17 protein-coding genes are annotated in these 21,308 nt (G+C 65.7%); 7 read left to right on the top strand and 10 right to left on the bottom strand.

All coding sequences use genetic code 11. The annotated features are described in order from the left end of the window. Window positions 1–61: 61 nt before the first annotated feature. Entirely contained in the window at window positions 62–949 is an 888-nt protein-coding gene (locus tag JQ616_RS03100) for a LysR family transcriptional regulator (protein WP_212012136.1), read from the bottom strand. 119 nt (window positions 950–1,068) lie between these two features. On the opposite strand from JQ616_RS03100, the gene JQ616_RS03095 reads away from it, so the two are divergent. After that, window positions 1,069–1,809: an SDR family oxidoreductase gene (locus JQ616_RS03095; protein ID WP_212012135.1), complete on the top strand. Its 741-nt coding sequence runs from the start codon at window positions 1,069–1,071 to the stop codon at window positions 1,807–1,809. Between the two features lie 53 nt (window positions 1,810–1,862). After that, window positions 1,863–2,762, top strand: coding sequence for an SDR family oxidoreductase (locus tag JQ616_RS03090; protein WP_433995942.1), 900 nt, complete (start codon window positions 1,863–1,865; stop codon window positions 2,760–2,762). Between the two features lie 159 nt (window positions 2,763–2,921). Here JQ616_RS03090 and JQ616_RS03085 read toward each other — a convergent pair whose 3' ends face one another. From JQ616_RS03085 to JQ616_RS03075, 3 genes are all read right to left on the bottom strand, one after another. After that, the gene (locus JQ616_RS03085; RefSeq protein ID WP_212012133.1) at window positions 2,922–4,004 is read right to left on the bottom strand and encodes a phospholipase; all 1,083 of its coding nucleotides are present in this window, start codon (window positions 4,002–4,004) and stop codon (window positions 2,922–2,924) included. A 21-nt stretch (window positions 4,005–4,025) separates the two neighbouring features. Beyond that, window positions 4,026–4,997 (bottom strand): S1C family serine protease, encoded by a 972-nt coding sequence (locus JQ616_RS03080; protein ID WP_212012132.1) that lies wholly within the window; start codon window positions 4,995–4,997, stop codon window positions 4,026–4,028. Between the two features lie 143 nt (window positions 4,998–5,140). After that, a complete protein-coding gene (locus JQ616_RS03075; protein WP_212012131.1) occupies window positions 5,141–6,655 on the bottom strand; it encodes an AMP-binding protein in 1,515 nt (504 codons plus the stop codon). 320 nt (window positions 6,656–6,975) lie between these two features. Between JQ616_RS03075 and JQ616_RS03070 the strand changes: the two genes are divergently transcribed. After that, window positions 6,976–7,296, top strand: a complete 321-nt coding sequence (locus JQ616_RS03070) for a PilZ domain-containing protein (protein WP_212012130.1) — start codon at window positions 6,976–6,978, stop codon at window positions 7,294–7,296. Here the strand turns inward: JQ616_RS03070 and JQ616_RS03065 are convergent. The 3 genes from JQ616_RS03065 to JQ616_RS03055 all read right to left on the bottom strand — a co-directional run bounded on the left by JQ616_RS03065 (window position 7,224) and on the right by JQ616_RS03055 (window position 10,701). Then, window positions 7,224–9,158 (bottom strand): hypothetical protein, encoded by a 1,935-nt coding sequence (locus JQ616_RS03065; protein WP_212012128.1) that lies wholly within the window; start codon window positions 9,156–9,158, stop codon window positions 7,224–7,226. The genes JQ616_RS03070 and JQ616_RS03065 overlap by 73 nt on opposite strands. A gap of 201 nt (window positions 9,159–9,359) precedes the next feature. Then, a complete protein-coding gene (locus tag JQ616_RS03060; protein ID WP_212012126.1) occupies window positions 9,360–9,629 on the bottom strand; it encodes a hypothetical protein in 270 nt (89 codons plus the stop codon). A gap of 178 nt (window positions 9,630–9,807) precedes the next feature. After that, window positions 9,808–10,701, bottom strand: coding sequence for a LysR family transcriptional regulator (locus JQ616_RS03055; protein ID WP_212012125.1), 894 nt, complete (start codon window positions 10,699–10,701; stop codon window positions 9,808–9,810). 109 nt (window positions 10,702–10,810) lie between these two features. Between JQ616_RS03055 and JQ616_RS03050 the strand changes: the two genes are divergently transcribed. Continuing rightward, window positions 10,811–11,803: an aldo/keto reductase gene (locus JQ616_RS03050; protein WP_212012124.1), complete on the top strand. Its 993-nt coding sequence runs from the start codon at window positions 10,811–10,813 to the stop codon at window positions 11,801–11,803. Between the two features lie 239 nt (window positions 11,804–12,042). On the opposite strand, the gene JQ616_RS03045 is transcribed toward JQ616_RS03050, so the two are convergent. Together JQ616_RS03045 and JQ616_RS03040 are read right to left on the bottom strand one after the other, a co-directional pair. Next, window positions 12,043–13,074, bottom strand: coding sequence for a peptidoglycan -binding protein (locus JQ616_RS03045; RefSeq protein ID WP_212012123.1), 1,032 nt, complete (start codon window positions 13,072–13,074; stop codon window positions 12,043–12,045). A gap of 27 nt (window positions 13,075–13,101) precedes the next feature. Then, window positions 13,102–14,100, bottom strand: a complete 999-nt coding sequence (locus JQ616_RS03040; protein WP_212012122.1) for a flagellar motor protein MotA — start codon at window positions 14,098–14,100, stop codon at window positions 13,102–13,104. 550 nt (window positions 14,101–14,650) lie between these two features. Here JQ616_RS03040 and JQ616_RS03035 point away from each other — a divergent pair. The 3 genes from JQ616_RS03035 to JQ616_RS03025 all read left to right on the top strand — a co-directional run bounded on the left by JQ616_RS03035 (window position 14,651) and on the right by JQ616_RS03025 (window position 20,271). Then, window positions 14,651–15,856: an efflux RND transporter periplasmic adaptor subunit gene (locus JQ616_RS03035; protein ID WP_212012121.1), complete on the top strand. Its 1,206-nt coding sequence runs from the start codon at window positions 14,651–14,653 to the stop codon at window positions 15,854–15,856. A 6-nt stretch (window positions 15,857–15,862) separates the two neighbouring features. Next, window positions 15,863–19,015 (top strand): multidrug efflux RND transporter permease subunit, encoded by a 3,153-nt coding sequence (locus tag JQ616_RS03030; RefSeq protein WP_212012120.1) that lies wholly within the window; start codon window positions 15,863–15,865, stop codon window positions 19,013–19,015. Window positions 19,016–19,131: 116 nt separating this feature from the next. Beyond that, window positions 19,132–20,271, top strand: a complete 1,140-nt coding sequence (locus JQ616_RS03025; protein ID WP_212012118.1) for an AAA family ATPase — start codon at window positions 19,132–19,134, stop codon at window positions 20,269–20,271. A 14-nt stretch (window positions 20,272–20,285) separates the two neighbouring features. On the opposite strand, the gene JQ616_RS03020 is transcribed toward JQ616_RS03025, so the two are convergent. Next, complete coding sequence (locus JQ616_RS03020; protein WP_212012116.1) at window positions 20,286–21,080, bottom strand: inositol monophosphatase family protein; 795 nt, start codon at window positions 21,078–21,080, stop codon at window positions 20,286–20,288. Window positions 21,081–21,308 lie beyond the last annotated feature (228 nt).

Genomic DNA, 21,308 nt, shown 5'->3' with positions numbered 1-21,308 from the left:
GCTCAATCCCTCCGGTGTCGGAAGGATAACGTCGTGGGGTTCGCTGTGTTCCGGCGGTCGCTCAACTGCGCGCGAACACACGCATGACATAATCGATGAACACGCGCACGCGTGGTGACAGCTGGCGGTTGCGCGGATAGAGCAGGCTCACCGGCACCGATGGCGGCGGGCAGTGTTGCAGCACCGGGATCAGCGTGCCGTTGGCGAGATCGGCTTCGGCGTGGAAGCGCGGCACCTGCACGAGGCCGAGGCCGAGCTTGGCGCTTGCGAGATAACTCTCGGGGCCGGTCACCGACATCGGTGCGGGCAGCGGAAACTGTTTCAGCACGCCGTCGATCACGAATTCCATCGGCCGCAACCGTCCTGTCGTCAGCGAGCGAATGCCGATCATGCGATGACCGTCGAGCGCGAGCGGATCGGTCGGCATGCCCCAGCGCGCAAAATAATCCGGCGTGGCGCAAGTCAGTCGCTCCAGCATCGTGACCTGCCGCGCGATCATGTCGCTGTCGGGCAATTGGCCGAAGCGCAGCACGCAGTCGACGCCTTCGCGGATCAGATCGACCCAGCGATCGCTCTCGCTCATGTTGATTTCGATATCGGGATATTGCGCGAGAAAGCCCGGCAGGTTCGGCAGCAGGAAGTGCCGCGCCAGGGTGCCCTGTACCTCGAGCCGCAGCAGGCCCTTCGGCCGCGCGCCGCCGAACGCGCCCTCGGCGTCTTCGAGGTCCGAGATCAACGACAGGCAGCGGCGGTAATGCGCCTCGCCGTCGAGCGTCGGGCGTACCGTGCGCGTGGTGCGCTCGAGCAGCCGCACGCCGAGCCGGGCTTCCAGTCCTTTCACCGCGTCCGTCACGGTCGAGCGCGGCAGGCCGAGATCGTCGGCGGCCAGCGAAAAGCTGCGCCGCTCCACCACCCGGGTGAACACGCGCATCGCGTCGAAGCGGTCCATTTATTGTCCGATATATCCGAATAGTGATGCCAGATGATGCATGATTATCCGGACAGTGCCAAGATCTAGGGTTCTTCCATCGAACGCGGCTGAGCCGCATAACCCGATGGAGACTGAAAATGACCAACCAAACCAACAAGGTAGCACTGGTAACGGGCGCTTCGCGCGGAATCGGCGCAGCGGTTGCCGAACGCCTCGCCAAGGACGGCTTCACCGTCGTCATCAACTACTCCGGCGACGCCAAAGCCGCCCAGGCGGTGGCCGACAGGATCGAGGCCGCCGGTGGCCGGGCGCTAACCGCGAAGGCCGATGTCAGCGACGCCGATGGGGTGCGCGGCATGTTCGACGCGGCGGAAGCGGCGTTCGGCGGCGTCGACGTGCTGGTCAACAATGCCGGCATCATGAAGCTCGGCAAGATCGCCGACAGCGATGATGCGGCGTTCGACCAGCAGATCGCGATCAACCTGAAGGGCAGTTTCAACACCATGCGCGAGGCGGCCCGCCGGCTGCGCAACGGCGGCCGCATCGTCAACCTCTCGACCAGCGTCGTCGGAACGAAGCTCGAGACCTACGGCATCTATGTCGCGACCAAGGCGGCGGTGGAATCGTTGACCGCGATCCTGTCCAAGGAATTGCGCGGCCGCAGCATCACCGTGAATGCCGTCGCGCCCGGCCCGACCGCGACCGACCTGTTCCTGCACGGCAAGTCGGATGAGCTGATCGAGCGCTTCGCCAAGATGGTGCCGCTGGAGCGGCTCGGCACGCCCGACGACGTCGCCAATGCCGTGTCGTTCCTCGCCGGCCCCGACGGCTCCTGGATCAACGGCCAGACCCTGCGCGCCAATGGCGGCCTGGTCTGACGCCGTCCCTCAACCCAACGCTCGTTCAGCCCGACTTCACAAGGATGTTTGTCATGAAACAGGTCATCGTCATCACCGGCGCCTCGAGCGGCTTCGGCCGCCTCACCGCCAACGCGCTCGCCAAGGCCGGCCACACTGTCTACGCCTCGATGCGTCACACCACCGGCCGCAATGCCGCCGCGGTCGCCGATATCGAGGAGTTCGCTCGCGACAATAAAGTCGATCTGCGTTCGCTCGAGCTCGATGTCGGCTCGCAGGCGTCGGTCGATCAGGCGATCGCGCAGATCGTTGCTGAGGAAGGCCGCCTCGACGTCGTGATGCACAATGCCGGCCATATGGTGTTCGGTCCGGCGGAAGCCTTCACGCCCGAGCAGCTCGCCGAGCTCTACGACGTCAACGTGCTCTCGACCCAGCGCGTCAATCGCGCAGCGTTGCCGCAGCTGCGCAAGCAGGGCCGGGGGCTCGTGGTCTGGGTGTCGAGCAGCTCTTCGGCCGGCGGCACGCCGCCCTATCTCGCGCCGTATTTCGCGGCCAAGGCCGGCATGGATGCGATGGCGGTGATCTATGCCCGCGAGCTGTCTCGTTGGGGCATCGAGACCTCGATCATCGTGCCCGGCGCCTTCACCGGCGGCACCAACCACTTCGCGCATTCCGGCCGTCCGGCCGATGAAGCGCGCGTCGCCGAATATGAAGCCGGTCCCTATGCCGGCTTCGGCGAAGAGATCATGAAGGCGTTCGCGGCGATCGTGCCCGAGGATGCGGACGCGTCGCTGGTTGCGGACGCGATCGTTGACGTCGTCGACACGCCGTTCGGCAAGCGGCCGTTCCGCGTCCATATCGATCCGACCCAGGACGGTGCCGAGGTCGCATTCGCCGTGATCGACCGCGTCCGCAACGAGATGCTGCACCGGGTCGGTTTCGCAGACCTGCTCAAGCCGCGGGTGAATGAGTAGTCCGCTGCGCCCTATCCACGGCATCTATCTATCAACCGTCATCCTGAGGTGCGAGCGCTTGCGAGCCTCGAAGGGTGCACGGCCCCGATGCAGCCGCACCGAGGCCGTCGACCCTTCGAGACGCGCTTTGCGCTCCTCAGGGTGACGGAGAAAGATTCGTTACGCGGCGTCGCTCTGTTCACCGCTCAGCCACTGCATGATCTCCGCGTTGATCTCGCGCGGATAGGTGTGGCTGAGGTCGTCAATCTCGCGATAGACCACCCTGGCACCGGCCGCCGACAGCAAGCCTTGGGTCTGCCGCGCGGTCTGCACCGGGAACATCCAGTCGAGCTTGCCGTGGGTGATGAAGATCGGCAGACCGCGCAGCCGCTCCGCATCGGCCATCTCGGCCATCAGCGGATGGAAGGTCGCCGCGACCGGCGCCAGATGCGTGAAGCGCGAGGCACCGTCGAGCCCGCTGACATAGCTGAACGTGCCGCCGTCGCTCATGCCGGTCAGCAGCATGCGCGTTTCATCGATCCGCCAGCGTTCGCGCACCTGGTCGAGGATGCGGTTGAGGTTCGGCGTGTCGCTGTCGTCGCCCATCAGCGCCCAGGTCTGGCCGGTTGCGGTCGGCGCCACCAGGATGGCGCCGCGGCTGCGCGCGTCGCGCAACCAGCTCCACAGGAAGCCGCGGCCGTTGCCGCTGCCGCCATGCAGCGCCATTACCAGCGGCCAGGCGCGATCCGGCGTGTAATATTCCGGCACATACATCGAGAAGCCGCCGCGGCTGCCGGGTTCGTTGCGCTCGTGGAAGATGCCGGTGTCGGCGTTGGGCGTCGCGGCGAGCTTGGCTTGCAGAGCAGCATTCTCGCGCAAATCGGGCGCGATGAAGAAGCCGCTGACCGGCGGCAATTCCGTTAGCGGATAAAGCGCCTCCTGCGCGCGCGGCAGGTAGCGCAGCGCGCGGAATACGCTGACCAGATCGCCTTCGCCGTTCTGCACCGCGCGCAGCCCCGCATAGCCGGCGAGCGCCGGCTCGATCGCTGCCTCAAGTGCAGTCTTGATGTGCGCGAACTTCTCCGGCCAGCCGGCAAGCCGCGGCCGCACCGCCTGCAAGGCTTGCTCCGGCTCGCCCGCGATCTGCATCACGCGATCGAAGTCCGGCGGATTGAGGTTGCGCGCCACGAAGGCCAGCGACTCCAGCGTCTGCAACAGCGGCGGCAGCACGGCCACGATGTCGTCAACCACGGCCTCGCTCATCGCCACCGCCTCTTCTTTTGGTTAGTGCAGCCGCGGTGCCTTCAACAGCTTCATACGGTCGATCGAGGTCAGCGCGACGTCGAAGGTGACGCCCTCGTGGTAGACCGTCAGCGGCACGTCGACGCCGGCCGAGCCGAGTGACCAGAGCTTGCGATAGAAGGCGGTCTGGCTGGTCACCTTGTCGCCGTCGACCGCGAGGATCACGTCGCCGGTCTTCAGCTCGGCGCGCGCCGCTGGCCCCTTGCTGGCGACGCCGACCACGACGAGGCGGTTGTCGATCTCGGTCGTGTACATGCCGAGCCACGGCCGCGCCGGTCGGTCGACCCGGCCGAACCTGCGCAGGTCGCTCAGCACTGGACGCAGCAGATCGATCGGCACGATCATGTTGACATGTTCGGAACGGCTCGAGCGCTCGCGTTCGAGCTGCAGCGAGCCGATGCCGATCAGCTCGCCGTCCTTGTTGATCAGTCCGGTGCCGCCCCAGTTCGGATGCGCCGGATAGGTGAAGATCGCTTCGTCGAGCAAGTATTCCCAGTAGCCGGCGAATTCCTGCTTGGCCGCGATCTGGCTTGCGACCGAGCGGGTGCGGCCGCCGGCACCGCCGAGCACGACATTGTCGCCAACCTGCGTCGCCGCCGACGAGCCGATCGGCAGCGGATCGATGTCGAGCTGTCCCAGCGCCTGCACCAGGCCGAAGCCGGATTCGAAATCGAAGCCGAGCGCGTGGCCTTCGACCGCGCGTCCGTCGCCGAGATGCAGCCACACCGTGGCGGCTTCGGTGATCAGATAGCCGATCGTCAGCACCAGCCCGCGGTCGATCACCACGCCGTTGCCGGTGCGCTCCGTGCCGAGCGTCTCGGCACTGAACGCGTCAGGTGGAATGATCGAATGCAGCCCGACCACGCTCATCAGTGCACGATCGAGGTCATAGCGATAATCCTCGGGGCGGGGCTGAAAGGCCGCTGGCACTTTCCATTCTGTCGTGGAGGGCATTAGGGATCTCCTGGCGTGCAGCGTGCTGGAACCTCATGGTAGTCCGAGGTTCTGCCGGCAGGGAAGATGGAATGATATACCCTGCGCGGCGGCCTGCACAGCTCATCTGGCGTGCAGACCTGCCCCTCGCAAGATCAATGAACCTATTCGGTTTTTGCCGCGCGTGCCGGCATGATGCGGAAGGCGCGGTTATCCTTGATCCAGCTGGCGCGCTCATCGCGCAGCATGGTGCGGCGGACTTTTCCGGAATCATCGCGCGGCGCGGTGCCGACGCGCTCGAAACTTTCCGGATGCTTGTAGCGGCTGAGCCGGTCTTTCAGGAAATCGCCCATGCCGTCGGCGATCGCTTGCGCATCGGCGTTGTCGGCGAGTTCGAGGATCGCATGCACACGCTGGCCGAATTCCGGATCGGGCAATCCGACCACGACGCAGGAACGCACCTCGGGATGCTCGCTGACCGCGGCCTCGACCTCGGCCGGATAGATGTTGGCGCCGCCGCGCAGCACCATGTCGGCGAGCCGGTCGCCGAGATAGAGATAGCCCTCTTCATCGAGCCGGCCGATATCGCCGAGCGATTCCCAGCCGTCTGGCCGCCGCTTCGGCGCAGCACCGAGATAGTGATAGGTCGAGCCGGCGCCGTCATTGGGCAGGAAATAGATCTCGCCGGTCTCGCCGGGCTTAACGTCGTTGCCGTCCTCGCCGATGATGCGGAGCTTCGCGGTCTCGCCGATCTTGCCGACCGAGCCCTTGTGCGCCATCCATTCGACACCCGAGATCACGCAGGCGCCCTGTCGCTCGGTGCCGCCATAAAGCTCCCAGACCCGCTCCGGCCCGAGCCATTCGATCCACTTCTCCTTCAGCCAGGGCGGCATCGGAGCAGCCATGTGAAACACGATCTGCAGGCTGGAGACGTCGTAACGGTTGCGCACGTCGTCCGGCAGTGCCCAGATCCGGTGCATCATGGTCGGCACGAAATTGACCCATTGCACGCGCTCGCGCTCGATCAGCCGCAGCGTCTCCTCGGCGTCGAACTTCACCATGCCGGTCAGCTTGCCGCCGCCGAACAGCGCGGAGTGCGCCAGGATGAACGGCGCGTTGTGATACAGCGGGCCCGGATTGAGCAGCGAGGCCTGATGCGGAATCCCGAGCATCAGCGGTGTCGTGGTCTCGATCACGGCGGGGTTGTGATCGAGGATCACCTTCGGCCGCCCGGTCGAGCCGCCGCTGGTCATCGCCTTCCAGTAGCGCGCGACCGGCGCGTCGAGCGGCTCCTCGGAAAATCCCTCCGGCACGAAATTTACCGGCAGCGAGTTCGGCGCATTCCAGTCGGCCTCGCCGCCGACCACCAATGACGGTTTCAGGATCTCGAGCACCGCGGCGGCCTCGCCGCGCGGCAGCCGCCACGACAGCGAGGTCGGCGTCGCGCCGCATTTCCACACCGCGAAACTGGTCTCGAAAAACGCGTTGCTGTTGGGCAGCCCGATCGCAACGAAGTCGCCGGGCTTGACGCCCTTGGCGGCGAAGGCGCGCGCCCGCGCATTGGCGCGGCGCTCGAGCTGATGCCAGGTCAGTGTCTCCGCGCCATGGCTGACGGCGATCGCATCAGCGGGCTTGCGTTCGGCATACCAGCGCGGCACGTCGGCGAGGGGGAGAAGCATGGGTCGTTTCCGTCGGAAAATGGCGGCTTGAAGCGCTCTTGTTGCAGGGATGTGGCCAACGCCACGGCGACCACTTCACCAACTATGCAGTCCCGATGTCAAGCCGATGTCTCTGCACGCGGCCGGTATCCCGCTGATGGAATTGCGGAATCCCCATTCGATAAAAGCCCCGTCAAGATTCCGGTAAAGTTCAAGCGATCACGCTAAGCCGGACTTTACGGGGGAACGGCATTGTGGCCGGTGCGGTTCTGTGCCGGGCGCGTCGATCGACCTGCGCGGTCTCCAGTTTTCAATGACCAATGTCTTCAAGGACGATGACGATGGCGAGCAATGGAGCACGGATCAAGGTCAGTCGCGAGCCGCGGCGCCAGCTCAACAATCGTGCGGCGTGGATCACGGTCGATGATGGCGCAACCGAGAGCGCATGTGCGGTGGTCGATATTTCGCCTGGCGGCGCCAAGATCACCACCGAGGTCGCGTTCGACGTCAAGGACCGCCTTGCGCTGACGCTGCTCGCTGATCACGCCAAGCGTTACCCCTGCGAGGTGGTCTGGCGTCGCGGCAACACCTATGGGCTCAAATTCGTGATGGCGGAAGCCGAACCGGATGAACCGGCTGCGGAGCCTGCCGGCGCGGTGTAGCCGGACGGCGCTACCGCCTCGCGGCCCGTTCGATGCGGCGCGAGCGCATCCGGCCGTTCGACCCGATAGAGCTTCGCGAATTGGCCGTCATGGAGCGGCGAGAGCTTCTCGATCGCCTGAAATCCGGGCTTTGGATCGATCAGCAGCACATAGTCGAAGTTCGAACGCCAGTCGACCAGGTAGCGCTCCCATCGCAGGGTTTCCGCCGAGAACGGTTCGTTGGCCAGCACCTTCCAGTCGATCGGCTCCGTCAGCGAGTGAGACATTCGATCGAACGGCGGCAGAATGGTCACCGGTTGCTGCGCCGGGTCGGCAAACAACAATGGCCAGAACGCTCTGCGCTCGACGAGGAGCAATGCCGGGAGGTGGTAGGTCAGCCGGTAGATGCCGGGCAGCGTGCGTCGCGCCGGAGGCGCCATCGTCCGTTCTTCCGTCGAGCCCGTCGCGGCCAGCACGCGCGCACCGGGCTCAACGCCGGCGATTGCCGCGCGCAGATCGGCAAGGTCGTCCCGGCTGTCCATCCACGTCGCAGCGACATAGGCCGAGCGGACGAGAATCAAGGCTGCAAAGACGACGCCGAACATCATTGCCTCGCGCCGCGCGATCCGCGGCTGCACGCCCGCGAACAGCAGCAATGCGATCATCACCGCAGCCCGCAGATCGATGTGGGAGCCTCCCTTCATCCGCAGCGGCGCGGCAATGTAAACGATTGCCAGCACGGCAATCGCAAGCCGCAGCCCCGGAGTGAAGGCGAGATGACGACGCATGGCGAACATCGCGACGATGAAGGCGACGGCGGTCACGATCGTCAGGTTGATGTCCGGTATCGTGAACGGGCTGAACAGCCTCATCAATTTGACGATCGCATGCCACGCGCCGAGCGACGTGGCGGCGTCGCCGAACGGACTGAGCCGATACAACACGGCCGCCGGAGCGAGCGCGACCAGGATCGGGATCGCGGCCTGCATGAAATCGTGCGCGGTGGCCGTGCCCGATGACCAGCGTTTCCGGATCTCCGCTGCCTCTTCCGCACCGATCAGGAGGAATAGAAAGGCGAGCCCGAAGATGTGGGTGAAGAAGGTCGCGACCGCGGCGATCGCGCCGGCCAGCGTCTTCCACCCGGGACGATTCCGCCGGCGCAGCGCAACCCAGGCGGCCGCACCGACCAGCGCCAGGCCCAGCGAGAGTAGGAAATTCATGAAGCCCATGAAGAAGGCTGCGTTGTAGGCGACCAGGCCCGACGCCAGCGGCCAGTAGGAACGGCAGCCGAAGGCGACCCGGTGGTACACGACCGCGCCGCCTACCGGCGCGAGCAGGCACAGCGCCAGCAATATTCGGCCACCCGTGTGGGTATCGGTGACGCGCAGCAGCCCTGCCCCGATGACGTCCATGCCGAGATTGGGCAGGATCGTCCAGTGCGGCGCATACATCTTCGAGAGGACCGGATCGTCCGGATGGGCCAGGATGAAGAACCGCGCGAGGTGATTTGGATAGTCCGTGAGCGGCGGCACGTCGATGACGAGAAGCGGAGCCAGCAACACGATCGCAAGCGCCACCGCCGTCGCCAGCCACGGCCAAGCCGCTTCGCACATCAATTGAACGTGGTGGCAGGCGTCTTGGTCAGGGGCGCGTGCATCGGCGGGTAGTCCTGCTTGTCCGCTCGCGCGCAGTGCATTTTGGAACGCGCGACCCATGCTCCAGCTGGACCAGATCGGAAGCCGGGCTGCGGCGTTCAGGAACACCTGGATGAAGCGGACGCGAAATCCGCTCGCGACGAGGTGGACCGCGACAAGCATCGCGGATATCGCGCCGAGAATCCGGCTGCGGTTGTGGTGTTCCGTTAGTTCAACTGTGGTAGTCACGCGGCCATGTCGCGTGCCGGCTCTTAATATTCAGTTATACTCTGGAACACAACCTATGGATTAGTAAGAGCATACCGTCAAACCCCTGCGGGTTCCACGATTCGGACGACGTGGATGGGGTTGGTGTGAAGAAGACGCACCAAAAACCGGAGCCCTGTTCCAATTCAATCGGAACGGAAAAGGCTCAAGCGTGCTTTCAGGTCATCGTCCCTGCGCGCTATTGGTGTTGCCGGCATTGCCGGTCGTCGACCCGGGAAGCACCGGCGCTGCGCTGAAATTCCCGCCGGAGGACGGTGCATAGCGCTGGCCGCTCTGGGTCGGAAGCGCGCTGCCGCCCGCGCCGCCCGACGGAGCCGCGCGGTCGCCGGGCCGCGGCGGCAGGGGGGAGCCGCCGGCGCCTTGCGCGAGAAGCTGGGCCGGCGCGAGGGTGAGGCCGGCGGCGACGATGATGGCGAATGTGGTCTTGAGCATGAGCTGGTCCGAAATGGCGCGGGGGGCTGCAGCGGGATGCACAGCCGCGGCGGATGATGTGACGTCCGTCAAGCCCGCGCGATGATATCACTGATAACGTCGGATGTGTTGGTCCCGTTCCAAGGGGCCCATCGCGCACCCGTGAAGCACATGTGCGTGTGCTGGACCTCGACCCATATCAGCCGCGATAGCGCAGCGCATCGACCAGTAGCGCGAAGGCCGGCGCGGATTGCCGCCGGCTTGGATAATAGAGGTGGTAGCCGGGAAACGGCGCGCACCAGTCGTCGAGCACCTGGATCAGCTGTCCCTTGGCGAGCAGCCCGCGCACCTGATCCTCGGCGACATAGGCAAGCCCCAGCCCGGCCAGCGCTGCCTTGATCCGCAAGGTCACGCTGTTGAACACCAATTGTCCGTCGACGCGGACCTTGAGCGGGCGGCCGCGCCGCTCGAACTCCCAGGCATAGATGCCGCCATGGGTCGGCAGGCGGATGTTGATGCAGGCATGCTGGGTCAGGTCTTGCGGCCGCTTCGGCCGCTCGCGCCGCTTGAAGTAGGCGGGCGCACCGACCACGACCATGCGGAAATCCGGCCCGATCCGCACCGCGATCATGTCCTTGGCGAGCTGTTCGCCGAGCCGGACGCCGGCGTCGAAGCGCTCGGCGACGATGTTGGCGAGCCCGTTGTCGACGGTCAGATCGACCTTGATGTCGGGATAGCGCGGCAGGAACTCGGCCAGCGCCGGCCACAGGATCGTCTCGGCCGCGTGCTCGCCGGCGTTGATGCGGATGGTACCGGCCGGCTTCTCGCGCAGCGCGCTGAGCGCTGACAACTCGGCCTCGATCTCCTCGAGGCGCGGGCCGACGCCCTGCAGCAGCCGTTCGCCGGCTGCGGTCGGCGCGACGCTGCGCGTGGTGCGGGTCAGGAGCCGCACGCCCAGCCGTTCCTCCAGCGCCCGCAGGGTGTGGCTCAGTGCCGATTGCGACACGCCGAGCCTCGCTGCGGCGCGGGTGAAGCTGCGCTCGCGCGCCACCGCGAGAAAGGCGATCAGGTCGTTGACGTCATGCCGGGCCATTCATGAGTCCTGCTCATAAGTCCATCCTGATTTTTACGTCTAATGATCCGCCGAAGCACGCCCTAAATCCCGCGGTGACGAATTCCAGTCATCGACGTGGAGAGACATCATGCAGAAACGCAAACTCGGCAGCAGCAACCTCGAGGTATCGGCGATCGGCCTCGGCTGCATGGGCCTCAGCTTCGCCTACGGCCCTGCGCTCGAGAAGGCACAGGGCATCGCGGTGCTCCGCGGCGCGGTCGAGCGCGGCATCACCTTCTTCGACACCGCGGAGGTCTATGGCCCCTTCGTCAACGAGGAACTGGTCGGTGAGGCGCTGGCGCCGGTCCGCGACCAGGTCGTGATCGCGACCAAGTTCGGCTTCGATACCGGCTCCATGGCCGAACGGCACCGGTCGCTGAACAGCCGACCTGAGCACATCAAGGCGGTCGCGGACGCCTCGCTGAAGCGGTTGAAGATCGATGTCATCGACCTGTTCTATCAGCACCGGGTCGATCCCGCGGTGCCGATCGAGGATGTCGCCGGCACCGTCAAGGACCTGATTGCCGCCGGCAAGGTGCGTCATTTCGGCCTGTCGGAGGCCGGCGCGCAGACCATCCGCCGCGCCCACGCGGTGCAGAAGGTCACGGCATTGCAGAGCGAATATTCGCTGTGGGAACACGGGGTGGAAGCGGAGATCCTGCCGGTGCTCCAGGAGCTCGGCATCGGCCTCGTGCCGTACAGCCCGCTCGGCCGCGGTTTTCTCACCGGTGCGATCAGCGCGTCCACGACGTTCGCGAGTGACGACTTCCGCAATCTCGTGCCGCGCTTCACGCCGGAAGCACGCCGGGCCAATCAGGCGCTGGTCGATCAGCTCGGCCGGATCGCGGCCGGCAAGGGCGCGACGACGGCGCAGATCGCGCTGGCCTGGCTGCTGGCGCAGAAGCCGTGGATCGTGCCGATCCCGGGCACCACGAAGCTCAACCGGCTCGAGGAGAACATCGGCGCCGCGCGCGTCGAACTGACCGCTGCCGATCTGGCAGAGATCGGCAAGGCGGTCGCCGCGATCGAGGTGCAGGGCGCGCGCTATCCGGAGCAATTGCAACAGATGGTCGGGCGTTAAGGAAGTCGAGCCACACACTCAGTGTCGTCCCGGGCTTGTCCCGGGACCGATAACCACCGACGGCAATTGTCGTGCGACGCCGGGGCCACAGCCCTCTGCAACGACCGAACCCTGTGGTTATGGGTCCCTGCTTTCGCAGGGACGACGATTGTGGATACAAGCAGTGCCACACACTTTGTGTCGTCCTGGCTTTCGCCAGGACGACGGATGGTTAGCGCGTTGCCTTCGCCTCGCGGCGACTAGCGCTCCGTCAGCTTCAGCTCGATGCGGCGGTTGCGCTTGTAGGCGTCTTCGGTCTGCGCGGTGTCGAGCGGCTGGAATTCGGCAAAGCCCGCGGCGACCAGGCGCTGCGCCGGCACGCCGAGCGAGATCAGATATTGCACCACTGAGATCGCGCGCGCCGAGGACAATTCCCAGTTCGACTTGAACAGCGGGCTGTTGGTGATCGGCCGCGAGTCGGTGTGGCCGTCGACGCGCAGCACCCAGGCGATCTCGGGTGGGATCTGTTTGTCGAGGTCGATCAGCGCGTTCGCCACGGTATCGAGCTCGGTCTTGCCGTCCGGCAGCAAGGTCGCCTGGCCGGTGTCGAAGAACACTTCCGACTGGAACACGAAGCGGTCGCCGACGATGCGGATATCGGGGCGGTTGCCGAGGATCGCGCGCAACCGGCCGAAGAATTCCGAACGATATTTCGACAGTTCCTGCACCCGCTGCGCCAGCGCGACGTTGAGGCGCTGGCCGAGATCGGCGATCCGGTTCTGTGATTCCTTGTCGCGCTTCTCGGAGGCGTCGAGCGCCTCCTCGAGCGCGGCGAGCTGGCGGCGCAGCGCGCTGATCTGCTGGTTCAGCACCTCGATCTGCGCCAGCGCGCGCGACGACACGCTCTTCTCGGATTCCAGTGCCTTGTTGAGCTCGGTTGCGCGGCCCTGCGCGTCGTTGCCGGAATTGGCGAGCCCCTCGTAGAGCCCCTTCATGCGGTCGCGCTCGCCTTCGGCGGAGGCAAGGCCGGCGCGGAGCTGCGACACCTGGTCGTCGAGCGTCAGCTTGGAGAGCTTCTCCAGCGACAGCAGGTCGTTGAGCTGGGCGATCTTCGCGGTGAGCTGCTCCAGCGCCTTGTCCTTGCCGGTGACTTCCTGCGACAGGAAGAACTGCACCACCAGGAACACCGACAGCAGGAACACGATCGACAGCACCAGCGTCGACAGCGCGTCGACAAAGCCGGGCCAGTAGTTGAAGCCGGATTCGCTGCGGCGCGAGCGGGCGAGGGCCATGAATGTCTCCTTGGGCTTGCTCCCCGGCTAGCTCTTCTCGGGCTGGCGGGCGAGGCGTTCGAGCAGCCGCTTGATCTCGCGGTTCTGCTCGCCCTGGCCGTCGGCCCATTCGCGGATCATCTGCTGCTCGGTGCGCATGTGCGCAACCAGCCCCTGGATCGCCTCGGCCAGATTGGCCATCGCCGCCGTGGTGCTGCGGCCGCCCGCGCCGCCGCCACCTTCCTCGAGCGTGGCGCGTAGCCGGTCGATCGCGCCCTGCATGTCGGCGCCGCCAGCGCCGGCCTCGTCGCCGGAAATGCCGCGCACCGTGGTGGCGAGCCAGTCCTCGAGGTCGGTATAGAAGCGGTTCTGGGCCTGGCTCGATTGCAGATCGAGGAAGCCGAGGATCAACGAGCCGGCGAGGCCGAACAGCGAGGACGAGAACGAGATGCCCATGCCGCCGAGCGGGGCGGCGAGACCTTCCTTCAGCGTGTCGAACAACGCGCCGGCGTCGCCGCCGACCTTGAGCCCGTCGATCACCTTGCCGACCGAACCGACCGTCTCGATCAGGCCCCAGAAGGTGCCGAGCAGGCCGAGGAACACCAACAGGCCGGTCATGTAGCGCGAGATGTCGCGGGCCTCATCCAGCCGGGTTGCGATCGAATCCAGCAGGTGCCGCATGGTCTGCTGCGTGATCGACATCCGCCCGGTGCGCTCGCCGCCGAGAATGGCCGCCATGGGGGCCAGCAGCGTTGGGCGGCGGTCGATCGCAAGGCCGGGATCGGCGATGCGGAAATTATTGACCCAGGCGACCTCGGGATAGAGCCGGATCACCTGGCGGAACGCCAGAATGACGCCGATCAGGAGCACCGCGCCGATCAGGGCGTTCAGGCCGGGATTGGCGAAGAAGGCGGTGACGATCTGCTTGTAAAGCACCACCCCGACTAGGCCGCAGAGCACCAGGAACACCAGCATCCGCACCAGGAAGATCCTGGGCGAGGACAGCTTGCTCAGTTCGATCTCCATGTCGGAGCGGGAAGGGGGCATTGCCTGGTCATCCGTTCGCGAAGGCCGCATCTGCCAGCAATATGGCACAGCGGCGGAGTGAGGAAAGCCGAATCCAAAGGCTGTCGGCAGGTCCTTGGGTTGATACGGAGCGGAGTGTTGCCGACTTGCGCGGCTTTCGGGGACACAGCCGCATCGGCGTGTGCAGAAGGTGCCAATCCCGCGCGCAGATCGCGAGACGAACGCGGGATGCACCCGCCAGGTGGGTGCGCGACGATCGGCGCGGGCGATCGGCGATTCGCGCGCCGCACATGACGAATTGGCAATCTGCGGCATTCCCGCGCAGGCAACAGGCCGCGTTCCCGCGCCCGCAGTCCTTAACGCATCCCCACAGCCTGCGATGGAACCCGCTCACAATCCGGTGAGTCGACAAAACATGCCGCGAAATCAGAGCGATAGGTTTGTGTGACATTGAGCCGCCCGACAAACGCATTGCGTCGCAGCAAGCAGGATTTATTTTTGGCGGCAGGAGCGGTGCCGCTGTGGTGCCGCCGTTTGTTTATTCCCAACAACCACAGGGGCGATCATCTCAATGTCTGGACTTCGCGCGCAATCGGCATGCATTGCTCTGATGCTGGCCGTGACGGCGCCACTGCTTGCTGGCTGCGACGAGCCGAAAACCGCAACCGCCGCCGTACAAGCACCCGAGCCGGACGTCAGTGTCGTCACCGTGAAGCCGCAGGCCCGCGCGATGGTGCGCGAGCTGCCGGGCCGCATCGCGCCGACCCGCGTCTCCGAGGTGCGCCCGCGTGTCTCCGGCATCGTGGTCAACCGCATGTTCCATCAGGGCAGCGAGGTGAAGGTCGGCGATCCCCTGTACCAGATCGATCCGCGCCCGTTCGAGGTCGAATTGCAGTCGACCGAGGCGGCACTGGCGCGCGCCAAGGCGGTGCTCGAGCAGACCGCGCTGCAGGCCCGCCGCATCGCGACCCTCACCCAACAGCGCGCGACCTCGGAGGCCGAGAACGAGAAGGCGATCGCCAATTTGAAGCAGGCCGAAGCCGACGTGCAGGGCCGCGAGGCCGACGTCGCGCGTGCCAAGCTCAACCTGGATTACGCGACGATCCGTGCGCCGATCGACGGCACCATCGGTGCTGCTGTGATCAGCGAGGGCGCGCTCGTCGTGCAGAACGACGCCGCGAGCCTTGCGACCATCCAGCAGCTCGATCCGATCTACGCCGACTTCCAGCAGTCGGTGACCGAGATGAACCAGCTCCGCCGCGCCTTCGAGAGCGGCGATCTCGACCGCATCGCGCCCGATGCGATGAAGGTGCGTCTCGTGCTTGACGATGGCTCGATCTATCCGCTGCCGGGCAAGCTGCTGTTTTCCGACGCCAAGGTCGACGCCTATACCGGGCAAGTGACCCTGCGCGGTGAGTTCCCGAACCCGCATCGCATCCTGCTGCCGGGCATGTATGTCCGCGTGCAGATCGAGCAGGGCATCGACTCGGACGCGATCGCGGTGCCGCAGCAGGCGATCCAGCGCAATGGCGGCGGCGGCAGCGAGGTGTTCGTCGTCAAGGACGACAATCTCGTCGCGGTGCAGCCGGTGCGCACCGGCTCGTTGCAGGACGGCACCTGGTTCGTGACCGAGGGCCTGAAGGCCGGCGACAGGGTCGTCGTCGAGGGTTTCCAGAAATTCGCCGCCGGCGACAAGGTCCGGCCGCTGGCCTGGCGTGAGGTCGATGCTGCTGCAGCACAGTCGGATTCGCAGCAGACCGCCCACGCGAAGCAGTGATCCGACATGCCTAGCTTCTTCATCGACAGGCCGATCTTCGCCTGGGTCGTCGCGCTGTTCATCTGTCTGGTCGGCGCGATCTCGATTCCGCTGCTTGCGGTCGCGCAGTATCCGATCATCGCGCCGCCCTCGATCTCGATCTCGACGAGCTATCCCGGCGCGTCGCCGGAGAACCTCTACAACAGCGTGACGCGGTTGATCGAGGAAGAGCTCAACGGTGCCGCCAACATCCTGAACTTCGAATCGACCTCCGACTCGCTCGGCCAGGTCGAGATCATCGCCAACTTCAAGCCGGGCACCGACACCAGCCAGGCCTCGGTCGAGGTGCAGAACCGCCTCAAGCGCGTCGAGGCGCGGCTTCCGCGCGCCGTGATCCAGCAGGGCATCCTGGTCGAGGAAGCCTCGTCAGCTGTGCTGCAGATCATCACGCTGAACTCGACCGACGGCTCGCTGGATGAAGTGGGCCTCGGCGACTTCATGATCCGCAACGTGCTGGGCGAGGTGCGCCGCATCCCCGGCGTCGGCCGCGCCACGCTGTATTCGACCGAGCGTTCGCTGCGCATCTGGATCGATCCGGCCAAGCTGGTCGGTTACGGCCTGTCGGCCGACGACGTCAACAAGGCGATCACGGCGCAGAACGCCCAGGTCGCCTCGGGCAGCATCGGCGCCGAGCCCAGCACCGACACGCAGAAGATCTCCGCGCAGGTGCTGGTCAAGGGCCAGCTCTCCTCGCCGGACGAGTTCGGTGCGATCATCCTGCGCGCCAATCCCGACGGCTCGACGGTCCGGCTGCGCGACGTCGCGCGGATCGAGGTCGGCGGCCTCAGCTATCAGTTCAACACCCGCGTGAACGGCAAGCCGACGGCGGGCCTCTCGGTGCTGCTGTCGCCGAAGGGCAATGCGCTGGCGACCGCGAGCGCGGTCGAGGCCAAGATGAAGGAGTTGTCGCGCTTCTTCCCGGCCAACATCTCCTACGAAATCCCCTACAACATCACGCCCGTAGTGAAGGCCTCGATCGAGAAGGTCTTGATGACGCTGGTCGAGGCGGTGGTGCTGGTGTTCGTCGTGATGTTCCTGTTCCTGCAGAACATCCGCTACACCATCATTCCGACCATCGTGGTTCCGGTGGCGCTGCTCGGCACCTGCGCCACGCTGATGGCCGTAGGCTATTCGATCAACATGCTGACCATGTTCGGCATGGTGCTGGCGGTCGGCATCCTGGTCGACGACGCCATCGTCGTGGTCGAGAACGTCGAGCGCATCATGGCCGAAGAAGGCCTGCCGCCGAAGGAAGCCACAAGGAAGGCGATGTCGCAGATCACCGGCGCCATCATCGGCATCACGCTGGTGCTGATGGCGGTGTTCGTGCCGATGGCGTTCTTCCCGGGTTCGGTCGGCATCATCTATCGCCAGTTCTCGGTCACCATGGTGGCGGCGATCGCATTCTCGGCGCTGCTCGCGCTGTCGCTGACGCCGGCGCTGTGCGCGACCTTGCTCAAGCCGGTCGAGAAGGGCCACGGTCATGCCCGCAAGGGCGTGTTCGGCTGGTTCAACCGCGTGCTCGACACCAGCCGCGCCGGCTATACGCGCACGGTGCAGGGCTCGCTGAAGCGCACCGGCCGCCTGATGCTGATCTATCTCGTGCTGTTCGCAGGCGTCGCCTACGGCTTCGTGCGGCTGCCCGGCGGCTTCCTGCCGGTCGACGACCAGGGCTTCATCACGACCGACGTACAGACGCCGTCGGAATCGTCTTATGCACGCACCGAGGCTGCGGTCGAGCAGGTCGAGAAGTACCTGAAGGACCGCGCCGGCATCGAGAACGTCACGTTCCTCACCGGCTTCAGCTTCCTCGGCCAGGGCATGAACACCGCGCAGGCCTTCATCACGCTGAAGGACTGGTCGGAGCGCGGCACGAAGGATTCCGCCGCCGCGATCGTCGCCGACATCAACCGCGACCTGTCGTCGATCCGCGATGCCAGGATCTCGGCGCTGCAGCCGCCGCCGATCGACAACCTCGGCAATTCCTCGGGCTTCTCGTTCCGCCTGCAGGACCGCGGCCAGAAGGGCTATGCGGCGCTGATCGCGGCGTCCGACCGCCTGATCGCGGAGGCCAACGCCAGCCCGATCCTGCAGAAGGTCTATGTCGAAGGGTTGCCGCCGGCGCCGCAGGTCAATCTGATGATCGACCGCGAGAAGGCGGGCGCGTTCGGCCTCACCTTCGAGGACATCAACAACACGATCTCGACCAACCTCGGCTCGAACTACATCAACGACTTCCCGAACCGCGGGCGGATGCAGCGCGTCATCGTGCAGGCCGACAAGACCAGCCGCATGAATGCGGACGACATCCTCAATTACAACGTCAAGAACAGCCGCGGCCAGCTGGTGCCGTTCTCGGCCTTCGCCACCGTCGAATGGTCGAAGGGGCCGACGCAAATCGCGGGCTTCAACTATTATCCGGCGGTGCGCATCTCCGGCGAGGCGAAGCCGGGCTTCACCTCGGGCGATGCGATCACCGAGATGGAGCGGCTCGCCGACAAGCTGCCGCGCGGCTTCGGTTATGAGTGGACCGGCCAGTCGTTGCAGGAGAAGCTGTCGGGCTCGCAGGCGCCGTTCCTGCTCGCGCTGTCGGTGCTGGTGGTGTTCCTGTTGCTCGCCGCGCTCTATGAGAGCTGGACCATTCCGCTCGCGGTGCTGCTGACGATTCCGCTCGGCATTCTCGGCGCCGTGGTGGCGGCGACGCTGCGCGGGCTTTCGAACGACGTCTATTTCACCGTCGGCCTGATCACCATCATCGGCCTTGCGGCGAAGGACGCGATCCTGATCATCGAGTTCGCCAAGGATTTGCGGGCGCAGGGCAAGCCGCTGGTCGAGGCGACCATCGAGGCGTGCAGTCTCCGATTCCGCCCGATCCTGATGACGGGTCTTGCCTTCGTCTGCGGCGTGCTGCCGATGGCGATTGCGACCGGCGCCGGCGGCGCCAGCCAGCAGGCGCTCGGCACCTCGGTGATGGGCGGTATGATCGCGGTGGTGATCCTCGCGCTGCTCCTGGTGCCGGTGTTCTTCGTCAGCGTGCAGCGCGTGCTGGCCGGTGACCGGGAGAAGGTCGAGAAGCCCGAAGTCTATGGCCCGCCTGCGCCGGTAACGGGCGGCCACTGATGTCCGAGATCGGTTGCCGTCAAGCCCGCGGCTTGCTTTCCCGACATAGTCAATCCAAATTGCAGCTCTGGATTGAACGGGAAGCGTTAAGGCAACCCGAGGATTGAGAGCATGTGATGCGGCCGAGCGATATTGCGATCTCGAATTATCGCTCGATCCGGCGGCTCTCGATGGCCATTCAACCGCTGTCGGTGTTCGTCGGCGAGAACGGCGTCGGCAAATCCAATCTCTACAAGTCGCTGTCGCTGCTGCGCGACGCGGCCACAGGCCGGATCACGCGCACGATTGCCGATGAAGGTGGATTGAACTCGGTCTGCTGGTCCGGCATGCGCAGGCGGGGCGAGGATGCGCGGCTGCGGCTGGCGGTTAGATTCGAGCACGTCAATTACGCGATCGAGCTCGGACATCCCGGCCCGGTCGAGGCGGCGTTTCCCGGCGAGCCGATGATCAAGTCGGAGCGCATCGAGGCGATCCACGGCAAGCGCAAGGTCCTGATGATGGAGCGGACCAATTCGCATGTCAGCGTCCGCGGCGAGAGCGGCGCCTGGAGCGAGCACAAGAATGCCGTGCTGCCGTCGGAAACCGCGCTTGCCGATTTCGTCGACGGCCAGACATCTCCCGAAGTCGGCCTGATCAGGAATGCGTTGCAGAGCTGGCGCTTCTATCACGATTTTCGTACCGATCCGGCATCGCCGATCCGCAAGCCCTGTCTTGCGATCACGACGCCGTCGCTCAGCGCCGATGGCAGCGATCTGGCCGCCGCCTTGGCAACGCTCAGCGCGATCCGGCAGGATGCCGTCGACCTGCAGGATGCGATCGAGGATGCATTCCCGGGTGCCGAGCTCCGGGCGTGGGAAGATCGTGGGCAGTGCGAGTTCGAGCTGCAGCAGGCGGGCATGCCGCGTGCGTTCAAGGCGCACGAACTATCCGACGGCACATTGAAATATATCTGCCTGCTCGCGGTGTTCATGGGCTATCGGCTGCCGCCGTTCATCGCGCTGAACGAACCCGAGACCAGCCTGCATCCATCGCTGCTGGCGCCGTTGGCCCGGCTGATCGCCAGGGCGTCGCGCCGTGCCGACATCTGGATCGTCACCCACTCGGAGCAACTGATGGAGGCGTTGCGCAGCGAGAGCTCGGTGCCGCTGCGCCGGGTGGTCAAGGCGAAGGGCGCCACGACCATCGAGGGCCTGACCCTCAGCGGCGAGTTTCGTGACGGGCAAGAAGACGATGAGGACGATGACGACGACGATTAGATCGCGCCGTCGCCCTATTGCCCGAGCGGCTTGAGGATCTTGATCAGCTCGCCGTGCACGAACTCGTTGCCGCAGACGACGTGGCCGGTCTGCAGCGGGTCGTCATTGCCCTGGATGCCGGAGATCGTGCCGCCGGCTTCGCGGACCATCAAGAGGCCGGCCGCGATATCCCAGGGCTGCAAATTGCGTTCCCAAAAGCCGTCGAAGCGGCCGGCGGCGACGAAGGCGAGGTCGAGCGAGGCGGCGCCGAAGCGGCGGAAGCCCGCGACCTTGGTCTGCAGCGCGGCCATCTCCTGCTGCGCCAGCTGGTGGTTGCCGCGGCCGATATGCGGCAGGCCGCAGGCGACCACGCATTCGTTGAGCTGGCGGCGGCCGGCGACGCGCAGCCGCTGGTCGTTGAGGAACGCGCCCTTGCCGCGCTCGGCGATGTAGAGCTCGTCATTGGCGGGATTGTAGATCACGCCCGCGATCACGGTGTCCTCGCGCACCAGCCCGATCGAGATCGCGAATTGCGGGATGCCGTGCAGGAAGTTGGTGGTGCCGTCCAGGGGATCGACGATCCAGGTGTGGCTCTTGTCCGAGCCTTCGCGCTTGCCGCCTTCCTCGCCGAGGAAACCGTAGCCGGGGCGGGCCTTTTCGAGGTCGGTGTAGAGCATCTCCTCGGCGCGCTTGTCGGCGAGCGAGACGAAGTTCGCCGGCCCCTTCAGCGACACCTGGAGGTGTTCGATCTCGCCGAGGTCGCGCTTGAGGCTGCGGCCGGCGCGGCGCGCGGCCTTGACCATGACATTGATGAGGGCGGAGTAGAGCATGATGAGAACTTGTGACCCGAGAAATGTGAAAGTCGATCAGGCGGCGCGCGTAAATATCAACCCGTCATCCCTGCGCAAAGGCTACGCCTTTGCCGCTGGAGGTGCGAGCGGAGCGAGCCTCGAAGGGTGCACGGCCCCGGACCGGGCCGTTCATCCTTCGAGACGCGCTTCGCGCTCCTCAGGATGACGGGTCAGCAGGGGAACGGCATGGCCACCCGAGTTTCCGGA

Source organism: Bradyrhizobium tropiciagri (genome assembly GCF_018130545.1).
In the GTDB taxonomy this organism is placed as follows: domain Bacteria; phylum Pseudomonadota; class Alphaproteobacteria; order Rhizobiales; family Xanthobacteraceae; genus Bradyrhizobium; species Bradyrhizobium tropiciagri_A.
The sequence above is the reverse complement of the archived record's forward strand: the minus strand, read 5'-3'. Positions and strand labels throughout refer to the sequence as shown.

What these genes read in the sequence shown, in the direction of transcription:
- JQ616_RS03100 (WP_212012136.1), bottom strand. Translation starts at nt 949, where the DNA reads ATGGACCGCTTCGACGCGATGCGCGTGTTCACCCGGGTGGTGGAGCGG.
- JQ616_RS03095 (WP_212012135.1), top strand. Translation starts at nt 1,069, where the DNA reads ATGACCAACCAAACCAACAAGGTAGCACTGGTAACGGGCGCTTCGCGC.
- JQ616_RS03090 (WP_433995942.1), top strand. Translation starts at nt 1,863, where the DNA reads ATGAAACAGGTCATCGTCATCACCGGCGCCTCGAGCGGCTTCGGCCGC.
- JQ616_RS03085 (WP_212012133.1), bottom strand. Translation starts at nt 4,004, where the DNA reads ATGAGCGAGGCCGTGGTTGACGACATCGTGGCCGTGCTGCCGCCGCTG.
- JQ616_RS03080 (WP_212012132.1), bottom strand. Translation starts at nt 4,997, where the DNA reads ATGCCCTCCACGACAGAATGGAAAGTGCCAGCGGCCTTTCAGCCCCGC.
- JQ616_RS03075 (WP_212012131.1), bottom strand. Translation starts at nt 6,655, where the DNA reads ATGCTTCTCCCCCTCGCCGACGTGCCGCGCTGGTATGCCGAACGCAAG.
- JQ616_RS03070 (WP_212012130.1), top strand. Translation starts at nt 6,976, where the DNA reads ATGGCGAGCAATGGAGCACGGATCAAGGTCAGTCGCGAGCCGCGGCGC.
- JQ616_RS03060 (WP_212012126.1), bottom strand. Translation starts at nt 9,629, where the DNA reads ATGCTCAAGACCACATTCGCCATCATCGTCGCCGCCGGCCTCACCCTC.
- JQ616_RS03055 (WP_212012125.1), bottom strand. Translation starts at nt 10,701, where the DNA reads ATGGCCCGGCATGACGTCAACGACCTGATCGCCTTTCTCGCGGTGGCG.
- JQ616_RS03050 (WP_212012124.1), top strand. Translation starts at nt 10,811, where the DNA reads ATGCAGAAACGCAAACTCGGCAGCAGCAACCTCGAGGTATCGGCGATC.
- JQ616_RS03045 (WP_212012123.1), bottom strand. Translation starts at nt 13,074, where the DNA reads ATGGCCCTCGCCCGCTCGCGCCGCAGCGAATCCGGCTTCAACTACTGG.
- JQ616_RS03040 (WP_212012122.1), bottom strand. Translation starts at nt 14,100, where the DNA reads ATGCCCCCTTCCCGCTCCGACATGGAGATCGAACTGAGCAAGCTGTCC.
- JQ616_RS03035 (WP_212012121.1), top strand. Translation starts at nt 14,651, where the DNA reads ATGTCTGGACTTCGCGCGCAATCGGCATGCATTGCTCTGATGCTGGCC.
- JQ616_RS03030 (WP_212012120.1), top strand. Translation starts at nt 15,863, where the DNA reads ATGCCTAGCTTCTTCATCGACAGGCCGATCTTCGCCTGGGTCGTCGCG.
- JQ616_RS03025 (WP_212012118.1), top strand. Translation starts at nt 19,132, where the DNA reads ATGCGGCCGAGCGATATTGCGATCTCGAATTATCGCTCGATCCGGCGG.
- JQ616_RS03020 (WP_212012116.1), bottom strand. Translation starts at nt 21,080, where the DNA reads ATGCTCTACTCCGCCCTCATCAATGTCATGGTCAAGGCCGCGCGCCGC.